General features: G+C 67.1%; 18 protein-coding genes and 1 tRNA gene. 8 read left to right on the plus strand and 11 right to left on the minus strand.

Translation table 11 applies throughout. From position 1 onward, the window contains the following. Window positions 1-33: 33 nt before the first annotated feature. Window positions 34-1,662: an alkaline phosphatase family protein gene (locus tag K9B35_RS12920; RefSeq protein WP_224922269.1), complete on the plus strand. Its 1,629-nt coding sequence runs from the start codon at window positions 34-36 to the stop codon at window positions 1,660-1,662. A 10-nt stretch (window positions 1,663-1,672) separates the two neighbouring features. Here the strand turns inward: K9B35_RS12920 and K9B35_RS12925 are convergent. The 5 genes from K9B35_RS12925 to K9B35_RS12945 all read right to left on the minus strand — a co-directional run bounded on the left by K9B35_RS12925 (window position 1,673) and on the right by K9B35_RS12945 (window position 4,061). Next, window positions 1,673-1,749, minus strand: a tRNA-Arg gene (locus K9B35_RS12925). A gap of 39 nt (window positions 1,750-1,788) precedes the next feature. Then, the gene (locus tag K9B35_RS12930; protein WP_224922270.1) at window positions 1,789-2,223 is read right to left on the minus strand and encodes a DUF1178 family protein; all 435 of its coding nucleotides are present in this window, start codon (window positions 2,221-2,223) and stop codon (window positions 1,789-1,791) included. Then, on the minus strand, window positions 2,220-3,041 hold the full coding sequence (locus K9B35_RS12935; protein WP_224922271.1) for a carbon-nitrogen hydrolase family protein: 822 nt from the start codon (window positions 3,039-3,041) through the stop codon (window positions 2,220-2,222). The genes K9B35_RS12930 and K9B35_RS12935 overlap by 4 nt, the downstream gene beginning before the upstream one ends. Next, a complete protein-coding gene (grxC, locus tag K9B35_RS12940) occupies window positions 3,041-3,298 on the minus strand; it encodes a glutaredoxin 3 (RefSeq protein ID WP_224922272.1) in 258 nt (85 codons plus the stop codon). Before grxC ends, K9B35_RS12935 begins: the two co-directional genes overlap by 1 nt. A 31-nt stretch (window positions 3,299-3,329) precedes the next feature. Continuing rightward, window positions 3,330-4,061, minus strand: coding sequence for a ComF family protein (locus K9B35_RS12945; protein ID WP_224922273.1), 732 nt, complete (start codon window positions 4,059-4,061; stop codon window positions 3,330-3,332). A gap of 7 nt (window positions 4,062-4,068) precedes the next feature. On the opposite strand from K9B35_RS12945, the gene K9B35_RS12950 reads away from it, so the two are divergent. The 3 genes from K9B35_RS12950 (at window position 4,069) to K9B35_RS12960 (ending at window position 6,450) form a co-directional block, all read left to right on the plus strand. Beyond that, on the plus strand, window positions 4,069-4,953 hold the full coding sequence (locus tag K9B35_RS12950) for a methyltransferase domain-containing protein (RefSeq protein ID WP_412103474.1): 885 nt from the start codon (window positions 4,069-4,071) through the stop codon (window positions 4,951-4,953). A gap of 179 nt (window positions 4,954-5,132) precedes the next feature. Continuing rightward, the gene (locus K9B35_RS12955; RefSeq protein ID WP_224922275.1) at window positions 5,133-5,312 is read left to right on the plus strand and encodes a DUF465 domain-containing protein; all 180 of its coding nucleotides are present in this window, start codon (window positions 5,133-5,135) and stop codon (window positions 5,310-5,312) included. 154 nt (window positions 5,313-5,466) lie between these two features. Next, window positions 5,467-6,450, plus strand: a complete 984-nt coding sequence (locus K9B35_RS12960; protein ID WP_224922276.1) for a TerC family protein — start codon at window positions 5,467-5,469, stop codon at window positions 6,448-6,450. Here the strand turns inward: K9B35_RS12960 and K9B35_RS12965 are convergent. Then, on the minus strand, window positions 6,447-6,875 hold the full coding sequence (locus K9B35_RS12965) for a (deoxy)nucleoside triphosphate pyrophosphohydrolase (protein WP_224922277.1): 429 nt from the start codon (window positions 6,873-6,875) through the stop codon (window positions 6,447-6,449). The two genes, K9B35_RS12960 and K9B35_RS12965, sit on opposite strands and share 4 nt — an antisense overlap. 54 nt (window positions 6,876-6,929) lie before the next feature. Here K9B35_RS12965 and K9B35_RS12970 point away from each other — a divergent pair, with 54 nt between their 5' ends. Further along, a complete protein-coding gene (locus K9B35_RS12970) occupies window positions 6,930-7,112 on the plus strand; it encodes a Flp family type IVb pilin (RefSeq protein WP_224922278.1) in 183 nt (60 codons plus the stop codon). A 127-nt stretch (window positions 7,113-7,239) separates the two neighbouring features. Continuing rightward, window positions 7,240-7,407, plus strand: a complete 168-nt coding sequence (locus K9B35_RS12975) for a Flp family type IVb pilin (protein WP_066665303.1) — start codon at window positions 7,240-7,242, stop codon at window positions 7,405-7,407. Between the two features lie 198 nt (window positions 7,408-7,605). Here the strand turns inward: K9B35_RS12975 and K9B35_RS12980 are convergent, their stop codons facing one another. Genes K9B35_RS12980 through K9B35_RS12995 form a run of 4 tightly spaced genes read right to left on the minus strand, consistent with a single transcriptional unit; the run spans window position 7,606 to window position 11,397 of the window. Further along, window positions 7,606-8,553: an acetyl-CoA carboxylase carboxyltransferase subunit alpha gene (locus K9B35_RS12980; protein ID WP_224922279.1), complete on the minus strand. Its 948-nt coding sequence runs from the start codon at window positions 8,551-8,553 to the stop codon at window positions 7,606-7,608. A gap of 9 nt (window positions 8,554-8,562) precedes the next feature. After that, on the minus strand, window positions 8,563-9,492 hold the full coding sequence (locus tag K9B35_RS12985) for a tyrosine-type recombinase/integrase (RefSeq protein ID WP_224922280.1): 930 nt from the start codon (window positions 9,490-9,492) through the stop codon (window positions 8,563-8,565). Then, on the minus strand, window positions 9,489-11,279 hold the full coding sequence (locus tag K9B35_RS12990; protein WP_224922281.1) for a hypothetical protein: 1,791 nt from the start codon (window positions 11,277-11,279) through the stop codon (window positions 9,489-9,491). Before K9B35_RS12990 ends, K9B35_RS12985 begins: the two co-directional genes overlap by 4 nt. Then, window positions 11,260-11,397 (minus strand): hypothetical protein, encoded by a 138-nt coding sequence (locus K9B35_RS12995; protein WP_224922282.1) that lies wholly within the window; start codon window positions 11,395-11,397, stop codon window positions 11,260-11,262. Before K9B35_RS12995 ends, K9B35_RS12990 begins: the two co-directional genes overlap by 20 nt. Window positions 11,398-11,477: 80 nt before the next feature. On the opposite strand from K9B35_RS12995, the gene K9B35_RS13000 reads away from it, so the two are divergent. Together K9B35_RS13000 and aroB are read left to right on the plus strand one after the other, a co-directional pair. Then, entirely contained in the window at window positions 11,478-12,017 is a 540-nt protein-coding gene (locus K9B35_RS13000; RefSeq protein WP_224922283.1) for a shikimate kinase, read from the plus strand. Continuing rightward, complete coding sequence (gene aroB, locus K9B35_RS13005; RefSeq protein ID WP_224922284.1) at window positions 12,014-13,114, plus strand: 3-dehydroquinate synthase; 1,101 nt, start codon at window positions 12,014-12,016, stop codon at window positions 13,112-13,114. The genes K9B35_RS13000 and aroB overlap by 4 nt, the downstream gene beginning before the upstream one ends. Before the next feature lie 126 nt (window positions 13,115-13,240). Here aroB and dnaA read toward each other — a convergent pair whose 3' ends face one another. Continuing rightward, entirely contained in the window at window positions 13,241-14,599 is a 1,359-nt protein-coding gene (dnaA, locus tag K9B35_RS13010) for a chromosomal replication initiator protein DnaA (protein WP_224922285.1), read from the minus strand. Window positions 14,600-14,717: the final 118 nt, after the last annotated feature.

The raw sequence follows: 14,717 nt of genomic DNA on the forward strand, positions 1-14,717 counted from the left end.
GGGCGCGGCCATTTTTGCCATGCCGGAGGGTATATGCTCGCTCGATTGCTCGCCACTGCCATGCTGCTTGCCGTTCCGGTTGCGGCACAGGAAGCTGCTCCGGCCCCTGCCCCGGCGGCTCCGCCCAAGCTGATCGTCACAATCTCGGTAGACCAGTTTTCGGCGGACCTGTTCGCGGGCTATCGCCCCTATTTCACCGGGGGGCTGGCGCGGATGGCGCGCGGTGTGGTCTTTTCCGGCTATCAGAGCCATGCGGCGACCGAGACCTGCCCCGGCCATTCGACGATTCTGACCGGCAGCCGCCCGGCGCGCAGCGGCATCGTCGCCAATGACTGGGTCGACCTCAAGACCGCGCGTGAGGACAAGACGATCTATTGCGCCGAGGACGAAAGTGTTCCGGGCAGCACGTCGGACAAGTACACCGTGTCGCCGCTGCATCTGCTGGTGCCGACGCTGGGCGACCGGATGAAGGCGACGACTCCGGCGACGCGCGTCGTTTCGGTGTCGGGCAAGGATCGCGCGGCGGTGATGATGGGCGGCAAGCGCGCCGATCAGATCTGGTGGTGGGGCGGCAAGGGCTTTGTCAGCTACACCGGCACGGCCGAGGCGCCGATCGTTGCGCGCGCCAATGCCGCGATCGGCGCGCAGCTGGCCAAGGCGCAGCCGGCGCTGGAGCTGCCTGATTATTGCAAGCCGCGCGATGTCGCGGTGACGGCGGGCAGCCGCACGGTCGGCACCGGGCGGTTCGCGCGTGAGGCCGGCGATGCCCGTGCGTTCCGCGCCTCGCCCGAGATGGACGGCGCGACGCTGGCGCTGGCGGCGGCGTTCTTTGAGGAGATGAAGCTGGGCCGCGGCGAGGCGACCGATGTGCTGATCGTCGGCGCGTCGGCGACCGACTATGTCGGCCATGGCTATGGCACCGAGGGCACCGAAATGTGCCTGCAGCTGACCAGCCTAGACCGCGATCTGGGTGCGTTCTTCGACGTGCTCGACCGGAGCGGGGTGGATTATCAGGTGGTGCTTACCGCCGATCATGGCGGCCATGACCTGCCCGAACGCAATGTGCTGCACGGCATCACCGATGCGGCGCGCGCGCAGACCGAGCTGTCGTCCAAGCCGATGAGCGACAAGGTCGCGGCGAAGCTGAAACTGGGCGAAAAGCGCCTGTTGTGGGGCGGGAATTTCGGCGACATCTATCTCGATCCCGCGCTCAAGCCCAAGCTGCGCGCGAAAGTGATGGCGGAGGCGATCGCGCAGTATCGCGCGCATCCGCAGGTCGCGGCGGTGTTCACCGGCGAAGAGATCATGGCGACGCCGAGCCCGAGCGGCCCACCGGAGAGCTGGACGCTGATCCAGCGCGTGCGTGCGTCCTATTATCCGGGGCGGTCGGGCGATTTCTATGTGTCGCTGAAGCCGCGGATCACGCCGATCCCGGTGCCGGGGGGCGCGGTCGCGACGCATGGCAGCATCTGGGACTATGACCGGCGCGTGCCGATCCTGTTCTGGCGCAAGGGCGTGACGCCGTTCGACCAGCCCAATGGGGTGGAGACGGTCGACATCCTGCCGACGCTGGCGAGCGTCATCGGGCTGCCGATCGATCCGGCGAGCATCGATGGTCGGTGTCTGGATCTGGATGCGGGCGCGGCGAGCAGCTGTCGCTGATTTTCAGGGCTGGTGTCCCGGAGAGGATTCGAACCTCCGACCTACAGTTTAGGAAACCGTTGCTCTATCCTGCTGAGCTACCGGGACACTCGGCGGCTGGTTAAGAGCGCGCGGCGATCTGGTCAATCAGTTGCGCTGGTCGGGCGGGATCACGGGCAGGGGCAAGGGCGCGACGGGAATGCCGTCTTCGATCAGGGCCTTGGCCTCGGCGAGGCTAGCCTTGCCGTGGATCGGGGCGGTGGTTTCCTCGCCGGCATGCATCGCCCGCGCCTTGTCGGCGAAGGACATGCCGACCCATTTCGACCCTTCGAGCATCTTTGCCTGAACCTGTGCGAGCGCGGCCATCAGCGCCTTGGGGTCCGGTGCTGCGGTGGGCGCTGCAGAGGCGCGGTTGCTCTTGGCGGGGATGTTCGGGGCCATCACCGCCTTGGCGATATCGGCGTCGCCGCAGATCGGGCAGGCCAGCAAGCCGCGCGTGCGCTGGTCTTCATAGTCGGCGCTCGATCCGAACCATGCCTCGAACACATGGGTCTGGGTGCATTTGAGGTCGAACACGATCATGCGCGGGTGACCGGCGGGATCGGGCGGCGGTGGGCAATGGCGGGGACGCGGCTGCGCACTTCGGTGACGCGCGCGGGGTCAATCTCGACGAAACCGAGGCCGGCGGGTTCGCCCATGTCGAGCAGGATTTCGCCCCAGGGATCGATGGCGAGGCTGTGGCCATAGGTGGTGCGACCGTCTGCGTGCGTGCCGGTCTGTGCGGCGGCGATGACATGCACCCCGGCCTCGATCGCGCGGGCGCGCAGCAGCGTGTGCCAATGGGCTGCGCCGGTCGGTCGGGTGAAGGAGGCGGGGACGGCGAGCAAGGTCGCGCCGGCGTCGGTCAGCGCGCGGTAGAGATCGGGGAAGCGGATGTCGTAGCAGATCGACAGACCGAGCGCGCCGAGTGGTGTGTCCACCACCACTGCGCGGTCGCCGGGGGCATAGGCATCGGATTCGCGCCAGCGCTCGCCGGTCGGGAGGTCAACGTCGAACAGATGCAGTTTATCGTAGGAGGCGCGGATCGCACCGTCGCTGTCGATCACGAAGCCGCGATTGACGAAGCGGCTGTCATCGCCACGCAAGGCGAGCGAGCCGAGCTGAAGCCAGATGCCGTGGCGCGCGGCGGCTTCACGGACGGCCGCGAGAACGGGGTCGTCGGCTTGCGCAACGATTGATGCAGCCCCGCGCATGCGGTCGCGGTCGAGCAGGCCCGACATTTCGGGCGTAAACAGCATCGCCGCGCCCTCCCCCGCTGCTGAGGCGATTGCTTCGACCAGCGTGCGCGCATTGGCCAGCGGGTCGATGCCGCTGGTCATCTGAAGGATCGCGGCGCGCATCACGCGCCGAGCAATGCGTCCAGCTTGCCCTCACGCTCCAGCGCCATCAGATCGTCGGAGCCGCCGATATGCTCGCCGTCGATGAAGATCTGGGGCACGGTGCTTCGGCCATTGGCGCGCTGAAGCATCTCCTGCCGCTTCGGGCCGCCCATGGTGAGGTCGAATTCCTCGTAATCGGCGCCCTTGCTGTCGAGCAAGGTCTTGGCGCGGTGGCAATATCCGCAAAATGCCTTGGTGTAGATTTCGATCTTGGCCATGGTTCCGAGGTGTGGTTCGCGGTGCCGCTTGTCAATCCGCCTCTGCGTCGTCGATCACCCGCGCCCAGCACAGGATCGTCACCTTGGTCGCGCCGGCACGCTTGAGGAGGCGCGCGCAGGCGGTGGTCGTCGCGCCGCTGGTGTGGACGTCGTCGACCAGAATGATGGACTTGCCGCGCACCGCGTCGCGGGCGTCGGGCGCGAGCGCGAAGGCTCCGGCGACCGCCTTGGCCCGACCGCGCGGGCCGAGGCCGCGCAGCACGGGGGTTGCCTTGACCCGGCGGAGCAGGTCGGGCGCGACCGGGATGCCTGACGCAGCGCCGAGTTCGCGGGCGATCAGCAGCGCCTGATTGAACCCCCGCCCCCAGATCCGCCAGCGGTGCAGCGGGACCGGCACCAGCAGTTCGGCATCGTCGGGCATCAACCGCGTCATCAGCCGCGCGGCGGTGACCGCGAACCCTGTGCGCCCGCCATATTTGAGGCGTAGCGCGAGCGTCCGCGCCGCCGGGCCATAGGCGACCGCCGCGCGCACGCCGTTATGCACCGGCGGGTCGGCAAGGCAGGTGCCGCATTGCGCCGCATCGCCGCGATCATGCTCGAACGGCAAGTTGCAGCTCGCGCACCAGGGCGGCGCGATCAGGCGCATCCCGCTCCAGCAGGGGGCACAGAAGCGGTGATCGGCATCGACCACGTCACCACAGCCCGGGCAGCGCGGAGGCAGCGCCAGGCCGATCACGTCGAGCAACGGTTGGCGCAGCCCCATGCAGAGCTTGTCGCGCGGCGCGCGACGCGGCACAAGCCGCGCCGTGACCCCCGCCCCCACCCCGCCCGAGATTTTCGACCGCAACCGCCGCCGCCTGCGCCGTGACCGCGCCGCGCCGGGCTTTGCTGGGTTCGACTTTATCCGCGCGTGGATGCTCGAGGGGATTGCCGAGCGGCTGGACGCGGTGCGGCGCGAGTTTCGCGATGTGCTGGATCTCGGGAGCTTCGACGGTGCGTTCGTGCCGCCGCCGGGTGCGACCGTCACGCGGATCGATGCCGGTGCGCGCTTCGCGTCGCTGTCGGATGGCGTGCAGATGGACGAGGACCGGCCGTATGCGCCCGAGGGTGCCTATGACCTCGTCGTGTCGGCGGGCGTGCTCGACAGCGTCAACGACCTGCCCGGCGCGCTGGCGCTGATCCGTCGGTCGCTGCGTCCCGATGGCCTGTTCATGGGCGCATTTCTGGGTGGTTCGACGCTCTCCACGCTGCGTAGCGTGATGCTGGAGGCAGAGGGTGACCGCCCGGCGGCGCGGGTGCATCCGCAGGTCGATGTGCGCGCGGCGGGCGACCTGCTGGTGCGCGCTGGGTTCGCTCTGCCAGTGGCGGATGTCGAGACGCTGGAGGTACGCTATTCCAACCTGTTCGATCTGGTCCGCGACCTGCGCGGCATGGGGGCGAACAGCCTGCTGCGTGACCCGGCCCCGCTGACCCGCAGCGCGGTGGCGCGTGCCGCCGAAGCCTTCGCCACGCGCGCCGATGCCGAGGGGCGGACCAGCGAGCGGTTCGATGCGATCTTCGTCACCGGCTGGGCCCCCGATCCGTCGCAGCCCAAGCCTGCTCGACGCGGTTCCGCCAGCGCGTCGCTGGCTGACGCTCTGCGGCCCAAGCCCTGATATCTTGACAAAATGGTGCGTTGCAGCCATAAACATCGTGCGGACCGGGCCCCTCTGGCGATCAATGTGATCGCGATGTCGGACCGCATCGGATGATCCGATGCAGGCTGGGCTTTTTGTGACCGTATCCACCCGCTGACGGCCATCCGATCGATTTCAAATCGACAGGAGGCATTATGATGAGTGGCATGTTGTACCGTCTGAGCGTCGTCCACCGGAAGCTGGACGAGGAGATTCGCCGTGAAGCGCGGCGACGCAATCCGGACGGGTTTCGGCTGCTGCGGCTCAAGAAGCTGAAGCTGGCGGTCAAGGACCGCCTGGCTGGCCACTGGAAGCGCGCAATCGCGACCGGCGCCTAGTGTTTCAGCTTCGTTGAAGCGGCACCGCCTAAACGAAGACAACACTGATCCAACCACCAACGGCGGCCCGGGCCCCTCTGATGCGCCGATGCGCATGATGTCGGGCCGCCTTCATGGCGCGTGCAGCGCGTCACCCAACAGGGGCTGACCTACAATGGAATTTCTGACGTTACTCTGGCTGGGCAAGCCGGTGTGGATGTGGCTTGCCTTTATGGGGCTGGTTGCCGTCCTGCTCACGCTCGACCTTGGCGTCCTGCATCGCAAGGCGCGCGAGATCGGCGTGAAGGAGAGCCTGATGCTCTCCGCCTTTTACATCGTGCTGGGCCTCGCGTTCAGCGGCTTTGTCTGGTGGCAGCTCGGCGAGACGGCGGCGATCAACTACGTCACCGGCTTCGTCGTCGAGAAAAGCCTGGCGATGGACAATGTCTTCGTCATCGCGATGATCTTCACCTATTTCGCGATTCCGCGTCAGTATCAGCACCGGGTGCTGTTCTGGGGTATCCTCGGCGTCATCGTGCTGCGCGCGATCATGATCGCGCTGGGCGCGACGATCGTGTCCGAGTTCGGCTGGGTGCTGTACCTCTTTGCCGCGTTCCTGATCTTCACGGGCATCAAGATGTGGCGGATGGTCGACACGCCCTATGATGTGGCGGGCTCGCCGCTGCTCGGCTGGCTGAAGCGGCATATGCGGGTGACCGACGGGCTGCGCGGATCGGCGTTCTTCGTGCGGGAGGCCGATGCGAAGACGGGCACGGTGGTGCGGCATGCGACGCCGCTGTTCCTCGCGCTGGTGATGATCGAGTTCGCCGATCTGGTGTTCGCGGTCGATTCGGTGCCGGCGATCTTTGCGATCACGACCGATCCGTTCATCGTCTATACGTCGAACATCTTCGCGATTCTGGGCCTGCGCGCGCTGTACTTCGCGCTGTCGGCACTGGTCGAGCGGTTCCACTATCTGAAGTATGCGCTGGCCGTGCTGCTGGTGTTCATCGGCTCGAAGATCTTCGTCGCCGATGCGCTGGGGCTGGCCAAGGTGCCGCCGCTGGTGTCGCTCGGGATCACGGTTGTGATCCTCGCCACGGGCGTTGCCTATTCGCTGTGGCGCACCCGCGGCGAGCCGACTCCGAGCATGACCTAGATCAGCGCCTCGAGCAGTCCGATCAGCGGCTTGTCGGCAGGCGGCATGTCGAGGCGGTGCAATTCGAGCGGGCGAACCCAGCGCAGCGCGGTCGCGTGTCGCGCCTGGGGGACCCCGCTCCATTTGCGGACGGCGTAGAGCAAAAGGAGCAGGTGGCGGTCGCCGAGCGTTTCGCTGGCGAAGGTTGCGGGAGCGAGGCACGCCTGTTCGACGCTGATGCCAAGTTCCTCTTCCAGCTCGCGACACAAAGCGGGTTCAGGCAGTTCGCCGGACTCGACCTTCCCGCCCGGAAACTCCCACAATCCCGCCATCGGCTTGCCCGGCGGGCGCTGCTGCACCAGCACGCGCCCGTCACCATCGACCAGCGCCGCCGCCACTACCGTGAGGATACGCCCTGTTGGAATCCCAGCATTCGATTTCAGCATTTCGTTAATCTTGTTTCCGTAGTTTTCCGGTAGAGCCAAAAAGGAAGGGCGACGATGCGTGCACTCAAGCCATTTCTGACCCGGCTGTCACGCTGCACCCGCGGCGCGACGGCGGTCGAATATGGCTTTATCCTCGCGCTGATCGTCCTCGTCATGATTGGTGCGCTGACCGAGCTTGCCGGCAGCACGACGGGCATGTGGAACAATGTCAGCAACAAGGTCCAGAACCCCGGTTGATTTTTCGACCAATCCGGTCGCGCGCCTAAGGCGTTTGTTAACCTCCGTCACTTAATTTCGAAGGTGCTGAGACCGGTTTACCCGGGAACAGCCGGGAACTGAAGCTTCGAACAGGATGGAGACCGGTATGAACACGATCCGCAAGATTTTTGGCAACAAGAAGGGCGCCACCGCAATCGAGTACGGCCTCATCGCCGCTCTGATCGCCGTCGCCGCGATTGCCGCGATGCAGGGCCTGGGCAACCAGCTCAAGACGACCTTCACCAACGTTTCGTCGAACATGAAGGCGTCGTAAGACCCCTTCGTTTGGAAACGACTGAACAGGGGGCGGCGGACCGATGGGTCCGCCGCCCTTTTTCTATTCCTCCCCGGACCGGGGAGGTGGCAGCGCGCAGCGCTGACGGAGGGGGCCCGAGGCACCGGAATCCGTTGCCTCGGGGCCCCTCCACCAGCTTCGCTGGTCCCCCTCCCCGTTCCGGGGAGGATTTTTGGATTACGCCCGGCCCATCGCCAGGAACTTGGCGCGGCGAGCCTGGCGCAGTGCAGTTGCGCTCTGGCCGGACAGATCCTTGAGCGCCGATTCGATCGCGTCGCCGAGCGAATCGATCGCCTTGGCATGGTCGCGGTGTGCGCCGCCCAGCGGTTCGGTGACGATCGTGTCGATGACGCCGAGTTCCTTGAGGTGCTGTGCGGTCACCTTCATCGCCTCGGCGGCGTCGGCGGCCTTGTCGGCGGTGCGCCACAGGATCGAGGCGCAGCCTTCGGGCGAGATCACCGAATAGACGGCGTGTTCCATCATCAGCACGCGGTTGCCGGCAGCGAGCGCGACCGCGCCGCCCGAACCGCCCTCTCCCAGAATCGATGCGACCATCGGCACGCCAAGGTTGAGGCAGGCTTCGGTCGAGCGGGCGATCGCCTCGGCCTGACCGCGCTCTTCGGCCTCCATGCCGGGGAAGGCGCCGGAGGTGTCGACCAACGTCACCACCGGAATCCCGAACTTGTCGGCCAGTTCGACCAGCCGGATCGCCTTGCGATAGCCCTCAGGCTTGCCCATGCCGAAATTGTGGCGGAGGCGGCTGGTGGTGTCGTCACCCTTTTCATGGCCGATGACCATCACGCGCTGGCCACGGAAGCGGCCGAGACCGCCCTGAATCGCCTGATCGTCGGCGAAGGCGCGGTCGCCGCCGAGCGGCATGAAATCCTCGATCAGCCGCGCGACATAATGTTTGAAGTGCGGACGCTCCGGATGGCGCGCGACGAGCGTCTTCTGCCACGGGGTCAGCTTGGAATAGGCGTCCTTGAGGAAGCGGTCGGACTTGCCCTGCAGCTTGGCAACTTCGGACTCGATATCCACCTCGCCGCCCGCAGCAGTGTCGCGCAATTCGTCGATCCGGGCCTGAAGCTCGGCGATCGGCTTTTCAAATTCAAGAAAACTGGCCATCGCGCGCACCTATGCCCCGTCGCGCTTCGCGTCAATTCGGGGCGTGTCGGTGAGCGGGTGGCGTTCGTTGACGAGGCTAACCAGCCGGGCGCTGTCGACATGCGTGTAGATTTCGGTGGTCGCGATATCGGCATGGCCGAGCATCGCTTGCAGCGCGCGCAGATCCGCCCCGCCCTCCAGCAAATGCGTAGCAAAGGCGTGGCGCAGGACGTGCGGGCTGATGCGGTCGGGCGGGATGCCCGCCAGCCCCGCAATCTCGCGGACCATCTGGTACAGGCGGATGCGGCTGAGATGCCCCTTGCCCGACGGGAACAGCCACGGCCGCGCCGGATCGACATGGTCGCGCCACGCCGCCACCGCCGCGCGGGCGCGATCCGACAGAGGGACCAGCCGCTCCTTGCCCCCCTTGCCGCGCAAAATGAGGTAGGGCTTGTCGGGCTGGATCGCCCCGCGCGGGAGCGAGACGAGTTCGCTTGCGCGCAGACCCGAGCCGTAGAGGAGCTCGATCAGCGCGAGCAGGCGCAGGTCGCGCGGATCGGGGGGCACGCGGTCGATCCGCGCCTGAATCGCCTTAAAGATCGCATCGACATCGGCGTTCGACAGCGTTTTTGGCAGTCCCCGTCCGTTGCCGGGGCGGGGCAGCGCACTGCCGGGATCGTCAGCACGCAGCTTCTCGTCGACCAGAAAGCCATAGAAGCGGCGCAGTGCCGCCGATTTGCGCGCGACGGTGGCGCGGGCGAGGTCGCGCCATTGCTCCGCCAGCCGCTCGATCGCCAAGCGGTCCGCCGCCGCGAGGCCACCTTCGAGCGCCTGCGACGCCAGCCGCAAATCGGTGCCATAAGCCGCAAGCGTGTTCGCCGACGCGCCCGCTTCGGCGGCGAGCATCTCGAGGAAGCGCTCGATCAGCGCCGGGTCGTCCCCGGGGCGGATCTGGCTCAAAGCCGCGTGATCGCCTCGACGGCGATCATCCGCGCATAGCCATCGAGCCCGACCTGAGTCAGCGCGCGGGTGATGTGATACAGCGCTTCGGGCGATACGCCTTCCCACACCCGGCTCTGCATCCCCACGGCGGCGAGCAGCACCACCGTTCCTGGCTGGTTCGCGTCCGCCGCCTGCGCGATCGCGCGGGTCCAGGCGTTGGCGGCGTCGAACTCGACGCCCGATGCGCGCATCAGCCGTTCGGCATCGCCGTTGGATATGCGGCCCATCCCGGCCATCGCCGCGATCAGCATCGCGCCGTTGGTCGCGTCGGCGGAACTGCGATACGCCTCGACATCGCCGACCGCGACTGCGCGGCCCGGTTCGGCGAGCAGCAGCATGCCCCAGCCATCGCTGCCGCGCGGTGCAATCTGCTTCCAGCGCAGCGCGGCGCGGTCGAACCCGGCACTCAGCATCGACGCGATCAGGCGATCGGCGTCGGCGGCATGTTCGGCCGACGGCGTCAGGCGGGCGGCGGCGCGGGCGGTGAGGATCAACCGGCTATAGGTGGCGCGCGGCCCCTGCGCCTCGTCCCACAGCTGTCGCATCCGCTCGACCCGCTCAGCAGCGGTGGCGGCGGTGAAGGCGGCGCGCAGATCGCGGGCGACCGCGACCTCGGCGATCGACGGATCTTCCTGCGCCTCGATCTCGCCGTACAGGTCGGTGAGCGCCTGGCTCGAGAAGATGCCCTGAGTCGCCGCTGCTTCCGCCGCTGCGGCGCGGTCACGCAGGCCCAACATCGGCGCGGTCGCGCGCCAGTAGCGCAGTTGCGGCCCGGCGGTGCCGTACATCCGCTCGGGGATATCGGTGCCCGACGCGACCGCAAGGCCCCAGCGCCACGCACTGATCCGGTCCACGGCGTCCCATTCGACAGTGACTGCGCGGCGGCCCGATACACCCATACCGACCAGCTTTTCGGCCAGCAGCACATCCACGGAGGTGCCCATGCGGCGGCGGCTGGCGTCGATCAGCGGTCCGGCCTTGGACGGATCGGCATCGAGCCCTGCACAGATCGCTTCGGCGAGCCGCCAGTTGCGGTCGGGCGCGGTGTCGAGCGCGGGCTGAACCATTGGGCACATCCCGCCCGGATCGGCGGTGGCGAGCATTGCCTGCATCGCCACCTGAAACATCTTGGGCGTGTAGTTGGCGATATCGACCGACTGCACCAGCGCGCGCGCGGCATCGGCTTCACCCATGCGGATCAGCAGCCAGGCACGCTCCGCAGCGAAATCGGCGCCGTTGAGGCCGCGCGGGGTGTCAACCCGCGACAGCAGCGCGCGGCGCAGCGCGATCGACAGCCAGCGCGACGCGACCGGCGCATCGGCGCGGCGCATCAATGTCTGAAGGAAGCCGCCATCGGCATTGCCGAATGCGGTTGCAGCCAGCCCGTCGCTGGCGGGCGAGGACGGGCCGACCTGCGCCAGCGAGCGCTTGGCGAAATCGGGAAGTTCGTAGCGGGCGATCGTCGCGTAATCGATCTCGCCCGGTGCTTCGGGCGCGACGCCGCCGGCCGCTGCGGTCGTATTGCCGAGCGCAACCGGCGGAGCATCCGCGCGCGGCGCGCTCGTCGGTCCAGCCACTGGCGCGGTCGGCGCGGGGGCTGGCGCCGGAGCAGGCGCGGGGACCGGATCGTCGAATCCGGGCGGCAGCAGCGATTCGGGTCGATCCTGCCCCAGCGCGGGAATTCCCACGCCGGCAGCGACCACCAGAACCGCGGCGAGCGCGGTCTTAGTTCGAGAGATTGTCAAGCGGGACGACCTTCTCGACACGCACCGGTTGCTTTTCCGTATCGCGCCCCGCGAGGAAAAACAGCCCTCCAATCAACAGGATAGCGACAATGACGATGATGATGAGCGAACGGGACATCGACCCCCTCAAACCGGTTATATATGCAGGCGACGGGCCTTTTGCCCGAGCGCGATGCTCGCTGTATAGCCCCCGCGACCATGCTGCAAACCCACCCAGCCGATCCTGAACCGATTACCCGCCCGATCGTGCTGATCGGACTGATGGGCGTGGGCAAAACCACGGTCGGCCGCCGCCTTGCCCAGCGCCTCAAACTCCCCTTTGTCGACGCGGATGCGGAGATCGAGGCGGCAGCGGGTATGACCGTTTCCGAAATCTTCGAGCGATTCGGCGAACCGCATTTTCGCGACGGCGAACGGCGCGTGATCGCGCGGCTGATCGATGGCGCGCCCAAGGTGATCGCGACCGGCGGCGGAGCGTTTCTGAATGAGGAAACCCGCGCGCTGATCCTTGACCAGGCGACCGCGATCTGGCTGGACGCCGCCCCCAAGGTCTTGGCGGAACGCGTCGCAAAGCGCGACCATCGCCCGCTACTGCGCGGAAAGGATCCGTTGAAGGTGCTCACCGAACTCGCCGAAATCCGCAACCCGGTCTATGCGCTCGCGCCGATCCATGTGGTGAGCAAGGCCGCGCCGCATGAGGCGACAGTCAATTCGATCCTGACGGCGCTCGGCCGATGACGGTCGTTCCGGTCGCGCTGGGCGCGCGCAGCTATGAAGTGCGGATCGCCAGCGACTTGCTCGCGCAGGCGGCGGAGCAGCTCGCGCCGCTGTCGCGCGGGCGCCCGTTCGTCATCGTCACCGATGCCAATGTCGCACCGCATGCGGCGCGGCTGGCGGCGCTGCTGCACAATGGCGGGCTGGCGAGCGACATCATCGCCCTGCCTGCGGGTGAGGCGACCAAGAGCTGGGCGCAGCTCGAATCGCTCACCGACGCGCTGCTCGCGCGCGGGATCGAGCGTGGCGACCATGTGATTGCGCTGGGCGGCGGGGTGATCGGCGATCTGGTCGGCTTCGCCACGTCGATCCTCAAACGCGGCTGCCACTTTGTGCAGATCCCGACCACCCTGCTGGCACAGGTCGACAGCTCGGTCGGTGGCAAGACCGCGATCAACAGCCGGGCGGGCAAGAACCTCATCGGCGCCTTCCACCAGCCATCGCTCGTGCTGATCGACCCGGACCTGCTCGATACGCTGCCGCTGCGCGATTTGCGCGCGGGCTATGCCGAAGTGGTGAAATACGGGCTGATCGACGATCTCGGTTTTTTCGAATGGTGCGAAGCCAATGGCGCGGCGTTGCTCGCGGGCGATCCGGTGGCGCGCGAATTCGCTATTGCCCATTCGGTTGCGGCCAAGGCGCGGATCGTCGCGGCGGACGAACGCGAGACGACGGGCGTGCGCGCGCTGCTCAACCTTGGCCACACCTTTGGCCATGCGCTGGAAGCCGAGACGGGCTTCTCCGACGCGTTGCTGCATGGCGAAGGCGTTGCAGCCGGGATGGCGCTGGCCTTTGCCTATTCGGCGCGGCGCGGGCTGTGTCCGGCGCAGGATGCCGAGCGGGTAGCCGCGCATTTGCGCGCGATGGGCATGCCGCACGATCTGGCCAGCGCGGGCATTACCGCGTCGGGCGAGACGTTGGTCGCGCACATGCTGCACGACAAAAAGATGGACGCCGGCACCCTTCCCTTCCTGCTCGCGCACGGCATCGGGCGAACCTATCTCGACAAGCAGGTCGATCTGGCGGACGTGGCAGCGTTTCTGGACGAACTGCCGCGCTGACAACGACCGCTTGCCCTGAGCCCGTCGAAGGGCCGCAAGCGAAACGTCTGTTGTGAATCGCCCTTCGACAAGCTCAGGGCAGACGGGGGTTGGTGATCGCGGGCGCTCGTGGTGCGCCGCGCTGCCTTACGCCTCGAGCTGGCGCATCAGGCTGCGGACGGCGCCGTCGATTTCGCTGTCGGTCCCGCGCAGCTCCTCGATGCGGCGGACGGCGTGGATGACGGTCGAATGGTCGCGATTGCCGAACTTGCGGCCGATTTCCGGCAGCGAGCGCGTGGTCAGGCGCTTGGCGAGGTACATTGCGATCTGGCGCGGGCGGGCGATTGCCACCGCGCGGCGCTGTGACACCAGGTCGAGCTGCTTGACGTCGAAATGCGACGACACGGCCTTCTGGATCTCGTCGATCGTAACGCGGCGCTGGCTGCCGCGCAGGGCCTCGCCAAGCACGCTCTCGGCGAATTCGATCGTCACGACCTCATTGTTGAGCTGCGAATAGGCGACGAGGCGGTTGAGCGCGCCTTCGAGCTCACGCACCGACGAGCTGATTCGCGTGGCGAGCAGGTCGAGCACTTCGGACGGCACCGTGGCACCCGCCATATCCTCAAGCTTGCGGTCGAGGATCGTGCGGCGCAGGCCGAGTTCAGCCGGCTTGATATCGGCGGCGAGGCCCGAGCCGAGGCGCGAGGCGAGACGGGTTTCGATCCCCTCAAGCGCCAGCGGGCTGCGATCGGCGGCGATCACCAGCCTTTTGCCCTCGCGCATGAATTCGTCGACGGTGTGGAAGAACTCTTCCTGAGTCGATTCCTTGCCGGCGATGAACTGAAGGTCGTCGATCATCAGCAGATCGACGCCGCGCAACCGCGCCTTGAAACTGTAAGTGTCCCGCTCCCGCACCGCGCGGACGAATTCGAACATGAAGCGCTCGGCCGGCATGTAGATCGCGGTCGCGTCCGGGCATGCGTCCATGAACGCATGGCCGATCGCGTGCATCAGATGCGTCTTGCCCTGGCCGGTATTGCTGTGGAGGTAGAGCGGGCTGAAGCGCGGCTTGCCCGGCTCGGCCAGCGCCTTGGCTGCGTTAAACGCCAGCCGGTTGGACGTGTCGACCACGAACCGGTCGAAGGTGAAGCGCGAATCGAGGTTGGGACGCTCGCCCGCTCCGGCCGGGGCCGAGGGCGCGGCGGGCGTCGCCGCTTCGACCACGGGGGTCGCTGCGGCAAGCTCACGATTCGCACGCGCGTCGACCGTCTCGATCGAAACCGTACGCACACCCGGAAGCTGCGCACGGAATTCCATCGCCAGACGGTCCGCATAATGATTCTTGACCCAGTTGGTCATGAAGGCGGACGGCAGGCCAAGACGCACCGTTTCGGCGTCGTCGCCCGGGATCAGGACGATTGGCTTAAGCCACTGGTCGAACAGCCGCTGCCCTGCGGAAAGCCGCAGATTACCGCGCACGCGTGTCCAGGCCTTGGCTTGATCCATATTTCCCGCTGTCCCTCTATTTCCGACACCCGCACGCGCACCATCGGTGCACCTGCTTTACCCCCCGCGCGCAAAGGCCTGCCTCCACGCGCAATTCACTCAGGCAACAGCCTCCCTA

Origin of the sequence: Sphingomonas sp. R647 (genome assembly GCF_020177055.1) — a bacterium.
GTDB lineage: Bacteria > Pseudomonadota > Alphaproteobacteria > Sphingomonadales > Sphingomonadaceae > Sphingomonas.

Coding starts and splice junctions, on each gene's coding strand:
- K9B35_RS12920 (WP_224922269.1), top strand. CDS start 34: ATGCTCGCTCGATTGCTCGCCACTGCCATGCTGCTTGCCGTTCCGGTT.
- K9B35_RS12930 (WP_224922270.1), bottom strand. CDS start 2,223: ATGATCGTGTTCGACCTCAAATGCACCCAGACCCATGTGTTCGAGGCA.
- K9B35_RS12935 (WP_224922271.1), bottom strand. CDS start 3,041: ATGCGCGCCGCGATCCTTCAGATGACCAGCGGCATCGACCCGCTGGCC.
- grxC (WP_224922272.1), bottom strand. CDS start 3,298: ATGGCCAAGATCGAAATCTACACCAAGGCATTTTGCGGATATTGCCAC.
- K9B35_RS12945 (WP_224922273.1), bottom strand. CDS start 4,061: ATGGGGCTGCGCCAACCGTTGCTCGACGTGATCGGCCTGGCGCTGCCT.
- K9B35_RS12955 (WP_224922275.1), top strand. CDS start 5,133: ATGAGTGGCATGTTGTACCGTCTGAGCGTCGTCCACCGGAAGCTGGAC.
- K9B35_RS12960 (WP_224922276.1), top strand. CDS start 5,467: ATGGAATTTCTGACGTTACTCTGGCTGGGCAAGCCGGTGTGGATGTGG.
- K9B35_RS12965 (WP_224922277.1), bottom strand. CDS start 6,875: ATGCTGAAATCGAATGCTGGGATTCCAACAGGGCGTATCCTCACGGTA.
- K9B35_RS12970 (WP_224922278.1), top strand. CDS start 6,930: ATGCGTGCACTCAAGCCATTTCTGACCCGGCTGTCACGCTGCACCCGC.
- K9B35_RS12975 (WP_066665303.1), top strand. CDS start 7,240: ATGAACACGATCCGCAAGATTTTTGGCAACAAGAAGGGCGCCACCGCA.
- K9B35_RS12980 (WP_224922279.1), bottom strand. CDS start 8,553: ATGGCCAGTTTTCTTGAATTTGAAAAGCCGATCGCCGAGCTTCAGGCC.
- K9B35_RS12995 (WP_224922282.1), bottom strand. CDS start 11,397: ATGTCCCGTTCGCTCATCATCATCGTCATTGTCGCTATCCTGTTGATT.
- K9B35_RS13000 (WP_224922283.1), top strand. CDS start 11,478: ATGCTGCAAACCCACCCAGCCGATCCTGAACCGATTACCCGCCCGATC.
- aroB (WP_224922284.1), top strand. CDS start 12,014: ATGACGGTCGTTCCGGTCGCGCTGGGCGCGCGCAGCTATGAAGTGCGG.
- dnaA (WP_224922285.1), bottom strand. CDS start 14,599: ATGGATCAAGCCAAGGCCTGGACACGCGTGCGCGGTAATCTGCGGCTT.